Below are 12,524 nucleotides of genomic sequence, written 5' to 3'. Positions count from 1 at the left end.
TGGCCACCTGACCGGGGGCGGCCTGATCCCTTGGGGGCCGGGCTCCGCGTCCGCGTGATCGCATAGGCTGGGTGCGCGATGACTGACAAGGTGACCTTTTACGAAGCGGTCGGCGGCGAGGAGACCTTCCACAAGCTGGTGCACCGCTTCTACCAGGGGGTCGCTGAAGACCCCGACCTGCGCGCGCTCTACCCCGAGGAGGACCTCGGCCCCGCCGAGGAGCGGCTCCGCCTCTTCCTCATCCAGTACTGGGGCGGTCCCACCACCTACAGCCAGCAGCGCGGGCACCCCCGGCTGCGGATGCGGCACGTCCCGTTCGTGATCGGCGAGGCCGAGCGGGTGGCGTGGCTGCGGCACATGCGCGACGCGGTGGACGAGCTGGGCCTCCCCCCGGACCTGGAGAAGACGCTCTGGGACTACTTCACGATGGCCGCGCGGAGCATGGTGAACGCTCCGTCCTAAACGGGTAGATCGCCGTGTATGACGCGATCCCCCTGGTGGCGCAGTGCCGTCGTGTACGAGGTGTACGTCCGCAGTTTCGCCGATTCCGACGGGGACGGTGAAGGCGACCTCCAGGGAATCCGGTCCCGGCTCGGCTACCTGCGCGACCTCGGCGTGGACGCGCTGTGGCTCACGCCGTTCTACCGCTCCCCGCTCGCCGACGGCGGCTACGACGTGGCCGACCACCGCGACGTCGACCCCCGCTTCGGGACGCTCGGCGACTTCGACGACCTGGTCTCCGACGTGCACGCGCACGGGCTGCGGCTGATCGTCGACATCGTCCCCAACCACACCTCCGACCGGCACCGCTGGTTCCAGGAGGCGGTGGCCTCGCCGCCAGGATCACCTGCCCGCGCCCGTTATATCTTCCGGCGGGGCAGGCCGGGGGCGGTGCCCGGCGAGGAGGACCCGCCGAACGACTGGCCGTCCTCGTTCGGCGGCCCCGCCTGGACGCGGCTGCCCTGCGGCGAGTGGTACCTGCACCTGTACGCGCCCGAGCAGCCCGACCTGAACTGGCGCAACGTCGAGGTGCGGCACGAGTTCGAGGACATCCTGCGGTTCTGGCTGGACCGGGGCGTCGACGGCTTCCGCGTGGACGTCGCCGCCGGGCTCGTCAAGGACGAGACGTTCGCCGACCTCGCCGGGCGCGGGCGGCGCACGGCGAACGGGCCGATCTACAGCCGTCCCGAGGTGCACGAGATCTACCGCCGGTGGCGCCGGATCCTGGACGGCTACGACGGCGACCGCATGGCCATCGGCGAGGTCTGGACGGACGGCCCCGAGGACCTCGCGCTCTACCTGCGTCCGGACGAGCTGCACCAGGTGTTCCAGTTCGACCTCCAGCTCGCGCCGTGGTCGGCCACCGCGTTCCGGGACGTGGTGACGGCGGCGCTGAAGGCCGTCGCGCCCACCGGTGCGGCGCCGACGTGGGTGCTGTCGAGCCACGACTCCGTCCGGCACGTCACCCGTTACGAACGGCCCGGGGGCGTGCCGGGGATCGAGCTGGCGCGCGCGAGGGCGGCGCTGCTGCTGCTCCTCGCGCTGCCCGGCTCCGCGTACCTGTACCAGGGCGAGGAGCTGGGCCTGCCCGAGGTCACCGACCTGCCCGACGAGGCGCGCCAGGACCCGATCTTCAAGCGCGGCGGCGGCCCGGGGCGGGACGGCTGCCGCGTCCCGCTCCCCTGGTCGGGCCGCGCCGAGCCGTACGGGTTCGCGCCGAACGGCACCCGCCCGTGGTTGCCGATGCCACGGGGCTGGGCGTCGCTGACCGCCGAGGCGCAGCGGGACGACCCGTCCTCCACACTGGGTTTCTACCGCAGGGCACTGACACTCCGGCGCGACTGGGCCGGCGACCTGCCCGAGAGCCTGGAGTGGCTCGACTCGTCCGAAACCGCGCTGTTCTTCCGGCGCGGCGCGCTGACCTGCGCTTTGAACTGCGGGGAGAACCCCGTCCGGCTCCCGGAGGGGCGCCCGCTGCTGACCAGCATCCCGCTCTACGGCGACCTGCTCCCGGGCAACTCCGCCGCCTGGCTGACCACCCGCTGACCCGCGGCGGGTCGTCGTGCCACGACCCGCCGCGGAGCGGATGGGGTTACAGCGGGGGGCGCTGGAGCTGGAGCGGGTCGTCCGCGCCGGGGGCGGTCGTCAGCGTCTTCGCGCCAGGTTGGACGTTCGCCCAGCGCAGCAGGTCGGCGGTCGCCTTAGCCTTGTCCTTGTCGGTCAGCTTGGCGATGAGGCGGCCGCTGTGGTTCATGCCGGGCGCGGTGTAGACGGCCGAGTCGCGGCTGCCGCGGCCGAGCCGGAACCGCTCGGAGCCCCACGGGTCGTTGCCGCCGTACACGAACAGCAACCGGCTGCCGTGGTCGCGGACCCACCGGTCCACGTCCCGCATGGCCTTGCCCCCGTCGAACCGCATCGGAATGTCACGCGGCACGTAGGTGCGGGGCTGGTAGCTGCTCTCGTAGCGCAGCAGCGGACGCAGGCTCGTGAACTGCGGCGTCGGCCATCCGAGCTGCGTGCCCGCCTGGTAGTAGTACGGGATGTACTGCTGGAGGCCCTGGTCGGTGTAGAACGACAGCCCCGAGATCGCGTCGAGCGTCCCGTAGATCTCGTCGTCGGAGGCGTCCACGGCGGGCAGCGTCGGGCAGTCGGCCTGGAGGCTGTACTGCCAGAACGCCCACTCGTAGTCCATCACCGAGTTCTCGAACGCGCGGTCGGGCGAGCGGAGGATGTCGAACGTCCAGCCGTTCTTGGCCGCCGCGTCCTTGAACCGCGCCAGCATCGCGGAGCGGCGCTTCAGGAACTCCCGCGCGAGCGCCTTGACGTGCGCGCGGCACTGCGCGTCGGTGCCGACCGTCTGGAAGAACTTGTCGTAGGCGCGGTCGTCGTTGTTGTCGACGTCGTTCGGCGCCACGTACACGACGCTGCCGTCCACGTCACGCGGGTAGAACCGCTTGTGGTAGACGGCGGTCATGCCGCCCTTGCTGGCGCCCGTCGAGATCCATCTGGCTTTGTAGATCTTCTTCAGCGCGCCGATCAGCCGGTGCTCGTCGGTGGCCGCCTGCCAGATCGTGTCCTTGCGCCAGTCCGCGGGCTCGGGTCGGGACGGCGTGAAGTACCGGTACTCGACGGAGATCTGGTTCCCGTCGATCAGCGCCGTCGGCTCGGAGGTGAACATGGTCTCGGGCGTGTTGTATCCGCTGGTGTACAGCACCATCGGCCGGTCCGCCGACTTGTGCTGCAACATGATCCGCTGCTCGAACCACTTGCCCTTCGGGTTGCGGTGGTCGACCGGCTGGCGGTAGGTGAGCCAGAACCACCGGTAGCCGGGCAGCGTCGAGGGCTGCTCCGTCACCTGCATGCCGGGAATGGCCTTGAGCTGGGCGAGGATGTCGCCCGCCTGAGCCTGGCCGGCCTGGGCCGGGCCCGTCCGGGCCGTGACCGCCGCCTGCGCCGCCGTGGCGCCGGCCCCGCTCACTCCCGCGGCCAGCAGCAGTGCCATCGCTCCTGTTGAGACGCGCCGCATCATGCCCCTTCCACGTGGGATCTCCACATTTCGCGAAGCGACCTTAGAGGGATAACTCCGACAAATGCGGATTCGTATGGGCTTGTTACCGACCCGTGACGGCTCAGTGGTCTTCGCCCGACTCCAGGCGTAACGTCGGTTTCAGAGGGGCCATCGGGGGCCGGATACCCGAAACGGGGGCGAATGCCCAGTTCAGGCCGTCTCAGGCGCTCGGCCCGCGCGTCGGCCCCAGGCGATCCCATACGAGGAGGTGCGCGATGTTCATCCAGGTCATCCAGGGAAAGATCACCGACCGCGACGAGGTGCGGGAGGCGATGGACCGCTGGATCCGCGACCTCGCGCCCGGAGCCGTCGGCTGGCTCGGCAGCACCGCGGGCGTCACCGACGACGGCACGTTCGTCGCGCTGGCCCGCTTCGAGTCGCCGGACGCGGCGCGCCGCAACAGCCACCGCCACGAGCAGGAGCAGTGGTGGACGGAGCTGTCCAAGCTGTTCACCGGCGAGGTGACCTTCCACGACTGCGCCGCCACCGGAACCTGGATGTCCGGCGGCTCCGACGACGCCGGATTCGTCCAGATCATGCACAGCCGCGTCCGCGACCTGGACGGGCTGCGCGCGTGGATGGACCGGGCGGACTACGGCATCCTCACCCGGCACCGCCCCGACATCCTCGGCGGCGTCTGGGCGGCCCACGGGGACGGCGGCATGACCGAGGCCGTGTACTTCACGTCCGAGGCGGAGGCCCGCATCGGCGAGTCCCAGGCCCCGGCACCGGAGATGCAGGCCGCGATGGAGGAGATGCAGCAGTTCTACGAGGGGAACTTCACGTTCCTGGACCTCAAGGACCCGTGGCTGGCCTCACGCTGACCGCACGGCTGGACGGCGCCGCCGGTCAGACGGCGCCGCCGGTCAGGAAGTGGGCGACGAGCCAGCCGAGCCCGGCGATCAGGGCGAGGCGGCGCACCTGCCAGCCGACCGGCTTGCCGCGAATGGCGAACACGCTCCACACCAGTTCGGAGAACGTGTCGTCCTTCTGCCGGTTGAACACGGCGGGCAGTTCGATGGCGAGGAACATCCCGATCCAGAGGATCCAGGCGGCGAGATAGGGGGACATGGCGTCTCGATTCGGAAGACTCATTCTTACCGGTAATACCCGGCAACAATGATCGCTACGCCGGAGGGAGCGGCGCGATCCCGTCGTCCCACGGCGCGAGCCGCTCGAAGAAGCGCTCGTCGTGCCAGCGGCCGTCCACGTGGATGTGGTGGCGGGCCGTCCCGACGACGGTGAAGCCGTTGTGCTCCAGGACGCGCTGGGAGGCGTGGTTGTCGATCCTCGTGAACGCCTCCACCCGGTGGAGGAGCAGCTCGTCGAACGCCACGTCCAGCGCCTGCCGGACGGCCTCGGTCGCGACGCCCCGTCCGGCGTGCGCACGCGCCACCCAGTAGCCGACGAAACAGCTCTGAAGGGGGCCGCGCAGGATGTTGTTGAGCGTGATGCGGCCCACGACCTCCCCGTCCACGAGAATGACGGCGGGCCACATCTCCCCCGCGTCATAGGCGTCCAGCAGCGCGCGCAGGTTGGCCCGCTGGCCCTCGACGGTAAAATAGGACTCGGCCCGCTCCGGCTCCCACGGCCGCAGGTACTCGCGGTTCTCCAGGCACAGGACGGCGAGCGCTTCCGCGTCCGCGTCCACGGCGAGCCGCAGCGCGACGCCGCGTCCGATACCGAGCCCGGGCAGCGGATCACGGGGACCGTCACCGAGCGCGGGGCCCGCGACCGCCGTCATGCCCCGGGGGCGAGGTAGCGGCCGATGAACTCCCGTTCCTGCTCCGTGAACCGGCGCAAGCGGTTCGTGGACGCGTCGAAGGCCACCAGCGTCGACGTCGCGGTCGCGTAGACGTTCTCGTCGTCGCGCACCTCGTAGGCCAGCTTGAACGACGCGACCCGCGCCTCGGTCACCCACGTCTCCACGCGCACCGGATGGACCGTCGGCAGCAGCGGCAACCGGTAGTCGATCTCGTGCCGGGAGATCACCATGCCCCGGACGGGCTGCTCCCCCTTGCGCACCGGACCGCCATGGAACATCTCCATCCGCGCGTCCTCCAGGTAGCCGAGGAACTTGACGTTGTTCACATGGCCCTGCGAGTCGATGTCCCCGAAACGGAGGTGGAACTCATAGACGTGCCGGTACTCGGCCTCGGGCAGGTCGGTCTGCTGCATGTCCTCGCCTGGGGGTCGGGTCACGGGGGTCCGCCGGTGCGCCCGATGGTACCCGCCGCGGATCTCCGCCCCCGCGCCGCGTCCACCGAAAGATCATCAAGAGCCCCACCCGACCCGGGAGCCCCGGCCCACCCCACACCGCGACAACGCGAACGGCCGGGTGATCATTGATCACCCGGCCGTTCCGCGTTCGACATGCCCCGAAGCGACCTCAACCGTCGCGCGGGCGCGCCACCGGGAAGATCGCGAAGCGACTCCGCGCCCGCCAAGGGACGTGGGCCGGGACTAAATAAATTCAGTCGCGCTTGAGCTTGCGGTGCGTGACCCGGTGCGGGCGGGCCGCGTCGGCGCCGAGACGCTCGATCTTGTTCTTCTCGTAGTCGGCGAAGTTGCCCTCGAACCAGAACCAGTTCGAGCCCTCCTCCCACGCGAGGATGTGCGTGGCGATCCGGTCGAGGAACCACCGGTCGTGCGAGGTGATCACGGCGCAGCCGGGGAACTCCAGCAGGGCGTTCTCCAGGCTCGACAGCGTCTCGGTGTCGAGGTCGTTGGTGGGCTCGTCCAGCAGCAGGACGTTGCCGCCCTGCTTGAGCGTCATCGCCAGGTTGAGCCGGTTGCGCTCGCCGCCCGACAGCACCCCGGACGGCTTCTGCTGGTCGGGCCCCTTGAAGCCGAACGCCGCGACATAGGCGCGGGACGGCATCTCGACCTGGCCCACGTTGATGTGGTCGAGGCCGTCCGACACGACCTGCCAGACCGTCTTCTTCGGGTCGATGCCGCCGCGTCCCTGGTCGACGTAGGAGACCTGCACGGTCTCGCCGAGCCGCAGCTCACCGCCGTCCGGCCGCTCCTCGCCGACGATCATCCGGAACAGCGTGGTCTTGCCGACGCCGTTCGGGCCGATCACGCCGACGATGCCGTTCGGCGGCAGGTTGAACGTCAGGTCGTCCATCAGGAGGCGGTCGTCGAAGCCCTTGGTCAGCTTGTCGGCCACGATCACCGTGTTGCCGAGGCGCGGACCCGGCGGGATCTGGATCTCCTCGAAGTCCAGCTTCCGGGTCTTGGCGGCCTCCGCCGCCATCTCCTCGTACCGCTCCAGGCGGGCCTTGGACTTGGTCTGCCGCGCCTTCGGGTTGGACCGGACCCACTCCAGTTCGTCCTGGAGGCGCTTCTTGCGCTTGGCGTCCTTGTTGCCCTCAACCTTCAGACGGTCGGCCTTCTTCTCCAGGTAGGTGGAGTAGTTGCCCTCGTAGGGGAAGCAGCGGCCCCGGTCCAGCTCCAGGATCCAGGTGGCCACGTTGTCGAGGAAGTACCGGTCGTGGGTGACGGCCAGGACCGTCCCCTCGTACTTGGCGAGGAACTGCTCCAGCCACTGCACGCTCTCGGCGTCCAGGTGGTTGGTGGGCTCGTCCAGCAGCAGCAGGTCGGGCGCCTCCAGCAGCAGCTTGCACAGCGCGACCCGGCGGCGCTCACCCCCCGACAGCTTGGTCACCTCGGCGTCGCCCGGCGGGCAGCGCAGCGCGTCCATCGCCTGCTCGAGCTGGCTCTGGAGATCCCAGGCGTTGCGATGGTCGAGCTGCTCCTGGAGCTTGCCCATCTCCTCCATCAGCTCGTCGGAGTAGTCCGTCGCCATCTTCTCGGCGATCTCGTTGAAGCGGTCGACCATCGCCTTGGTCTCGGCGACGCCCTCCTCCACGTTCCCGAGGACGGTCTTCTCCTCGTTCAGCGGGGGCTCCTGCTGCAACATCCCGACGCTGTACCCCGGCATCAGCCGCGCGTCGCCGTTGGACGGCTGCTCCAGACCGGCCATCATGCGCAGCAACGTCGACTTACCGGTGCCGTTCGGCCCCAGGACGCCGATCTTGGCGCCCGGCAGGAAATGCAGGGTGACGTCGTCCAGGACGACCTTGTCGCCATGCGCCTTGCGCACGCGCTGCATCGTGTAGATGTACTCGGCCATATTGACAAGGGTAGGGGGTCCACGGCACCGTTTCGCCGCGCTTCCCCACCCCACCCGAGGAACCCCCACAAATCCCACCGCTCCGCCGCCGTCCCCCACCACGCAGCACAGAACTACGGCAGCTCAAAGCCCCGATGCGGCGGCGCACCAGCAGTCGGTGGCAGCGCACTCCCACCCCACCGCACCGCACAATCGGGACAGCGGCGGCTTCCAGCCCCTGAAAAGGGCCAATCAGCCCAGCACGAAGGGGATTCGCGTGGCCAGTCCGCCGAGCGCGGCGCTCTCCTCGTCCGTCGGAGGACGACGTCCGGTGGCGACCCGCAGTGCGTCGGTGTCGGAGAACACCGCCGGGATCGACACCCCGGCGATCTTCTCCAGCGACGCGCGGGCGGCCGCGAGGGTCTCCGCGGGCGGCTCGGCGGCCGAGGGCAGGTGGACGATCAGGTCGAGGTGGTGCAGCGTCCATTCCATGACGTAGGCGGACAGGTAGTCGCCGGTGGTCAGCACCTTGTCCTGGGTACTGACGCGAACCCCCGGGTCGGCGAGTTCGGCGGCGCGCCCGGCGGCGGAACCGATGTCGTCGAAGTGGAACTTCAGCCACCTCGGCTCGCCGTACGCCGCGGCCAGCCGGGGAATCAGCGCGTCCAGCGGGTCCTCGCCGGTCGGCGGATCGACAAGGTCCCAGTAGGTGGCCGCGTCCACGGTCGGCTCGGCGTCGGTGGGCGTGACCAGCGTGATCAGGACGTCCTGGGCGTCGATGATCAGGTGGCACACCAGGTCCCGCACGAGCCAGCCGGCACAGCCGGACGGCTGCTCCCAGTCCTCCCCCGAAAGGTCGTCGACCGCCGCGCGCAATGCCGTCCAAGAACGTGAGAAGAGGTCCACTGCGGCAACGTAATGCCGTCCCGGAACAACGAACAAGCGATTTAACCGACCCACCCTGACCCAGCCCCAAGGCCCTTCTCCAACTCTCACCAGACGACCCCCGACACACCACAACCCGCCCACCAGCTACCCGCACAATCCGACACACCCACCACACCATCCATCCCCGCCCGCCAGCCAACCTGTCGCGACGCCCAGCATCCGGGGGCACAACCATGCCGGGCCTGAGGAGCTCGACATCATGGGTCGTGGTGTCCTGGCGGCTGCGGGCCTGCCCAAAGGTGGGTCGGCTAGCTGAGCTCACACCGCTTGAGCGGACGCAACCACGACCACGCCCTGGGAGATCGGGGGTGGTTCGGGCCGCGGCGCTCGGCAACTGCGGGCTACGACCAAGGGGCGGGCCGGGCCACGTCACAGCCGCTTCAACTCTCCGACCACCGCCAAGCCGTCCTTGGCGATGGTCAGGCCCGGCGACAGTAGAGGTGCCAGGGCGGTTGGAGTGGTTCAAGTCGTACCGCTTGGCAAACGCAGTCCCTTCGGCTTCTCACTCACTTCCGACCCTCCTCGGCGAGACCGCGGAGCACGGCGCTCGGCGGCTGTGACCACGCTTTCTCTCTGGGGGCAGGGGGCGATGGCCAGCTCCGGCGGTATTGGCGCAGTCGCAGTCGAGCTGCAGGGATGGGCCGCCGGGGGTGGACTTCGAGGTAGGCGGGCTTCGCGACGAACGAGCCTCGCAGGCGGACGGACCTCCCAAGCGGACGGGCCCCGCAGGCAGGCGGACCCCGCAGGTGAGCGAACCTCGCAGGCAAACGGGCCCCGCAAGCGAACGGACCCCGCGTGCGGACGGGCCTCAGAGGTAGGCGGACCTCCCAAGCGGGGCGGGCAGGCCCGCAGGTGGGCGGACCTTCCAGGCAGGCGGGCCCGCAGGTGAGCAGGCGTCAGAGGTGGGCGGACCTCGCACGCCAGCGGGCCCCACAAACAGGCGAACCCCGCAGGTGAGCGGACCCCGGAGGCAGGCGGACCTCCCGGGCAGGCGGGCCCTGCGGGCAGGCAGATCACGCAGCCGAGCGGACCTCACGGGCGGCCGGGCCCCGCAAGCGAATGGACCCCGGAGGTGAGCGGGCCTCAAAGGTAGGCGGACCTCTCAGGCGGGCAGGCCCGTAGGCAGGCGGAAACCGCAGGTGGGCGGACCTTCCAAGCAGGCGGACCTTCCAAGCAGGCGGGCCCCGCAAGCGAACGGACCCCGGAGGTGAGCGGGCCTCGAAGCTAGGCGGACCTCCCAGCGGGCGGGGCCCGTAGGCGGACGGGCCTCGGAGGTAGGCGGACCTCCTAGGCGGGCAGCCCGCAGGTGGGCGGACCTCGCAGGTGGGCGGCGCGGTAGGTGGGTGGGCGTCGCGGGGTGGGTGGGGTTCGCGGGGTGGTGGGGTCGCGGGGGGGTGGGGTTTGTGCAGGGTGGGTGGTTGGGGGGTGGTGCTGTGGTTGGAGGGTGGTGCTGTGGTAGCCACTGCCGCGGCCGGGGGCGGGGTGGGCCCCGGCGGCGGCTGTGGGGGGCGTTGTTGTCGTGGGAGGTGGGGGTTATTTGGCTTTGGGGCCCTCCAGGGCGGGGAGGCAGACGCGGTCGCGGCCGGATGCTTTGGCTCGGTAGAGGGCCAGGTCGGCTGCGGCCATGAGTTCGATGAGGTCTTCGCCGTGCGTGCGGTAGAGGGAGACGCCGATGGAGACGGTGACGACGACCGTTCCCTCCTCGGCGGGCACGGCCAGGCGGCGGACGCGGCCGCGGAGGCGTTCGGCCACGCGGCATGCCTCGACGGTGTCGGTGCCCGGGAGGAGGACCACGAACTCCTCACCGCCGAAACGTCCGACCAGGTCGTAGTCGCGTAGCTGGTGGCCCAGCGTGTTGGCGACGCCGACCAGCACCTCGTCGCCGATCAGGTGGCCGTGGGTGTCGTTCACGCGTTTGAAGTGGTCGATGTCGATCAGCAGGACGGCCAGGGGGTCGTGGGTGCGCAGGGCTCGGGCGAGTTCCGTGGCGGCCTCCCGTTGCCAGGCCGCGGCGTTCAGCAGGCCGGTCTTGGAGTCGGTCCTCGCCGCGGCCTGGAGTTGCTGGTGCATCAGGCTGCGTTGCAGCAGCATCACGGGCGGCAGTGCCAGGACGAGCAGGCCGAGCGTCAGCGAACTCGTGATCGCCACGAGGATGCCGACGCAGAGGTCCACCACGTCCAGCAGCAGGCTTTCGCGCGTCCACAGGACGTCACGCCACCGGCTCTCCGGGTTGGCCGCGTGCGCGGCGACCGCCACCAGTACCGTGTTCACAACGGTGAACAGCACCGCGCAGCCCACGGCCGCCGGGATTCCTGGAGAGGCGTCCACGACCCAGTCCGGGGACGAGTCCAGGGGGTCGTTCACGACGAGGTGGAACACCGCGGAGGCGCAGGCTCCCGCTATGCCGAGCGCGGAGGCGACGAGGATTCGCCGGTGGACGAGTGTCCGGAGCACCCGGAACTGGAGCAGCGCCTGGAGCGGAATCGGCATCAGCAGCGCGTACAGCGGGGGCAGGAGGAGCGCCACCGGCAGCCACCAGGCCGACAGCAGGTCGCGTCCGACGCCCGCCGGGATGCCGAGCCGCCGCGTCGCCTCGATGCACACCGCACCGCAGGCCAGCAGGGCGACGAATGTCAGTAAGTCATCGACCTCCGGAGAAGTGGTGACGAGCCCCGCGATGATCAGCCCCGCGTGGACGGCGACCACCGCCGGCACATAGATCATGAGCAGGGACCTGCGCCCTGGGAACGTTCGGCGCCGGGGCCTGGGGGTCAGTTCCCCACCACGGTCCTCGGCGGACGACTGCACTGCCGTCATCCTTCCCCCTTACGCGCATCACGTTGTGTAACACAATAGTTGCGACGTGTGCGGAGTGGGCGGGAAACCAATACGTTCGAGAGCGCACATGAGGGTGACCGTTCGGGCACGCTCCTCCAGCCCGACGGGTTCGTTGGCACCGGGTTCGGGTGTCTCGGCGTCTGGTGGAGAGGGCGGCTTCATGCGCGGTTTTCGGCGGATTCGGGCAGGTAGTGACCAGCGCGGGGTGGGCGCCGCCGCCTCGGCGGCTCAAGCGACGCCCCTCCCCGGCTTCATCTCGCCTCCTTCGCGGATCGCTTCCTGATGGGGTCAGGGCGCAGTTCTGGTTTCGTGGGACTGGTCGGCTTCGGATGGCTCCCGTGGTGGCGGTGTGGTGTTCAGGCTGCTTTCTCCGTCTCGACTTCTGTGGGGGCCATGGCCCACTGGTCGGCTACTTCGCGGGCCTCCTGGCGGTCCCCTTCGGTCAGGGCGCCGCCGCGCTGGACGGGGCGGAAGTCGGCGGTGCCCCGGCTCAGGTCGTGACCGACGGTGGTGGCCTCGATCTCGGCGGAGAAGCGCCACTGGCCGTCGCGCTCGTACTGGCGGATGCGGAGGCGGCCGGTGACCAGGACGGGATGCCCCCGCTGGAACTCGGAGGCGTTGACGTTGTCCGCCAGGCCGCGCCAGCAGTTGACGGTGACGAACAGGGTGTCGACGTCCTGCCACTGGCCCGTATCGCGGTCGTAGCGGCGCGGCGTGCAGCCGACTCTGATCGACAGGAACGAGGTGCCGTTGGTGGTCACGGTGTAGTGGGGCTCGGCGGCGATCCAGCCGATGATCGTGATGTGCGCTTCGTTCATGGGTTCCTCCGTTGCTCTTTGTGACGAGTACAACGGTGGCTGAGGGGTGGGGCGGGAGGGAAGGGGGCGTGTCAATTGTGGATAACTCGGCGCAGTGGAGCATTTGCGCAGGGTGGTGAGGATGTTAATGGCCCCGGGGGCGGACCGGGACGGTGGCGGGAGGGGAGGTGGACGGGGGGCCGAGGGTAGATGGGCGCGGCTGCGCGCCTTGTCCGCTTGAGGGCGGGCGGCGTGC

11 protein-coding genes are annotated in these 12,524 nt (G+C 70.0%); 3 read left to right on the top strand and 8 right to left on the bottom strand.

Annotated elements, in window-relative coordinates; translation table 11 throughout:
* Window positions 1-78: 78 nt before the first annotated feature.
* Window positions 79-462, top strand: a complete 384-nt coding sequence (locus K2F47_RS18805; RefSeq protein ID WP_242905416.1) for a globin — start codon at window positions 79-81, stop codon at window positions 460-462.
* Window positions 463-480: 18 nt separating this feature from the next.
* A complete protein-coding gene (locus K2F47_RS18800) occupies window positions 481-2,046 on the top strand; it encodes a glycoside hydrolase family 13 protein (protein ID WP_242905414.1) in 1,566 nt (521 codons plus the stop codon).
* A 46-nt stretch (window positions 2,047-2,092) separates the two neighbouring features.
* On the opposite strand, the gene K2F47_RS18795 is transcribed toward K2F47_RS18800, so the two are convergent.
* Entirely contained in the window at window positions 2,093-3,502 is a 1,410-nt protein-coding gene (locus K2F47_RS18795) for a S28 family serine protease (RefSeq protein ID WP_242905406.1), read from the bottom strand.
* Window positions 3,503-3,783: 281 nt separating this feature from the next.
* On the opposite strand from K2F47_RS18795, the gene K2F47_RS18790 reads away from it, so the two are divergent.
* Window positions 3,784-4,392: a hypothetical protein gene (locus K2F47_RS18790; RefSeq protein ID WP_242905405.1), complete on the top strand. Its 609-nt coding sequence runs from the start codon at window positions 3,784-3,786 to the stop codon at window positions 4,390-4,392.
* Window positions 4,393-4,417: 25 nt separating this feature from the next.
* Here the strand turns inward: K2F47_RS18790 and K2F47_RS18785 are convergent, their stop codons facing one another.
* The 7 genes from K2F47_RS18785 to K2F47_RS18755 form a co-directional block, all read right to left on the bottom strand.
* Window positions 4,418-4,639, bottom strand: coding sequence for a hypothetical protein (locus tag K2F47_RS18785; protein WP_242905403.1), 222 nt, complete (start codon window positions 4,637-4,639; stop codon window positions 4,418-4,420).
* A gap of 55 nt (window positions 4,640-4,694) precedes the next feature.
* Entirely contained in the window at window positions 4,695-5,312 is a 618-nt protein-coding gene (locus K2F47_RS18780) for a GNAT family N-acetyltransferase (RefSeq protein ID WP_242905401.1), read from the bottom strand.
* Window positions 5,309-5,746, bottom strand: coding sequence for an acyl-CoA thioesterase (locus tag K2F47_RS18775; RefSeq protein WP_242905399.1), 438 nt, complete (start codon window positions 5,744-5,746; stop codon window positions 5,309-5,311). Before K2F47_RS18775 ends, K2F47_RS18780 begins: the two co-directional genes overlap by 4 nt.
* A 295-nt stretch (window positions 5,747-6,041) precedes the next feature.
* Entirely contained in the window at window positions 6,042-7,706 is a 1,665-nt protein-coding gene (ettA, locus tag K2F47_RS18770; RefSeq protein WP_242905397.1) for an energy-dependent translational throttle protein EttA, read from the bottom strand.
* A 231-nt stretch (window positions 7,707-7,937) separates the two neighbouring features.
* Window positions 7,938-8,591 (bottom strand): maleylpyruvate isomerase N-terminal domain-containing protein, encoded by a 654-nt coding sequence (locus K2F47_RS18765; RefSeq protein WP_242905383.1) that lies wholly within the window; start codon window positions 8,589-8,591, stop codon window positions 7,938-7,940.
* Between the two features lie 1,575 nt (window positions 8,592-10,166).
* Window positions 10,167-11,357: a sensor domain-containing diguanylate cyclase gene (locus K2F47_RS18760; RefSeq protein WP_242905375.1), complete on the bottom strand. Its 1,191-nt coding sequence runs from the start codon at window positions 11,355-11,357 to the stop codon at window positions 10,167-10,169.
* A 470-nt stretch (window positions 11,358-11,827) separates the two neighbouring features.
* Window positions 11,828-12,289 carry a single-stranded DNA-binding protein gene (locus K2F47_RS18755; RefSeq protein WP_242905373.1) on the bottom strand — a complete coding sequence of 154 codons (462 nt, stop codon included), beginning with the start codon at window positions 12,287-12,289 and terminating at the stop codon, window positions 11,828-11,830.
* Window positions 12,290-12,524 lie beyond the last annotated feature (235 nt).

Origin of the sequence: Actinomadura terrae (assembly GCF_022751215.1) — a bacterium.
Taxonomy (GTDB): domain Bacteria; phylum Actinomycetota; class Actinomycetes; order Streptosporangiales; family Streptosporangiaceae; genus Spirillospora; species Spirillospora terrae.
This window is presented reverse-complemented; position numbering and strand designations above follow the sequence as displayed.

Excerpts from the sequence above, each read along its gene's own strand:
- K2F47_RS18805 (WP_242905416.1), top strand. The coding sequence starts at position 79 with ATGACTGACAAGGTGACCTTTTACGAAGCGGTCGGCGGCGAGGAGACC.
- K2F47_RS18800 (WP_242905414.1), top strand. The coding sequence starts at position 481 with ATGACGCGATCCCCCTGGTGGCGCAGTGCCGTCGTGTACGAGGTGTAC.
- K2F47_RS18795 (WP_242905406.1), bottom strand. The coding sequence starts at position 3,502 with ATGGCACTGCTGCTGGCCGCGGGAGTGAGCGGGGCCGGCGCCACGGCG.
- K2F47_RS18790 (WP_242905405.1), top strand. The coding sequence starts at position 3,784 with ATGTTCATCCAGGTCATCCAGGGAAAGATCACCGACCGCGACGAGGTG.
- K2F47_RS18785 (WP_242905403.1), bottom strand. The coding sequence starts at position 4,639 with ATGTCCCCCTATCTCGCCGCCTGGATCCTCTGGATCGGGATGTTCCTC.
- K2F47_RS18780 (WP_242905401.1), bottom strand. The coding sequence starts at position 5,312 with ATGACGGCGGTCGCGGGCCCCGCGCTCGGTGACGGTCCCCGTGATCCG.
- K2F47_RS18775 (WP_242905399.1), bottom strand. The coding sequence starts at position 5,746 with ATGCAGCAGACCGACCTGCCCGAGGCCGAGTACCGGCACGTCTATGAG.
- ettA (WP_242905397.1), bottom strand. The coding sequence starts at position 7,706 with ATGGCCGAGTACATCTACACGATGCAGCGCGTGCGCAAGGCGCATGGC.
- K2F47_RS18760 (WP_242905375.1), bottom strand. The coding sequence starts at position 11,357 with ATGATCTATGTGCCGGCGGTGGTCGCCGTCCACGCGGGGCTGATCATC.
- K2F47_RS18755 (WP_242905373.1), bottom strand. The coding sequence starts at position 12,289 with ATGAACGAAGCGCACATCACGATCATCGGCTGGATCGCCGCCGAGCCC.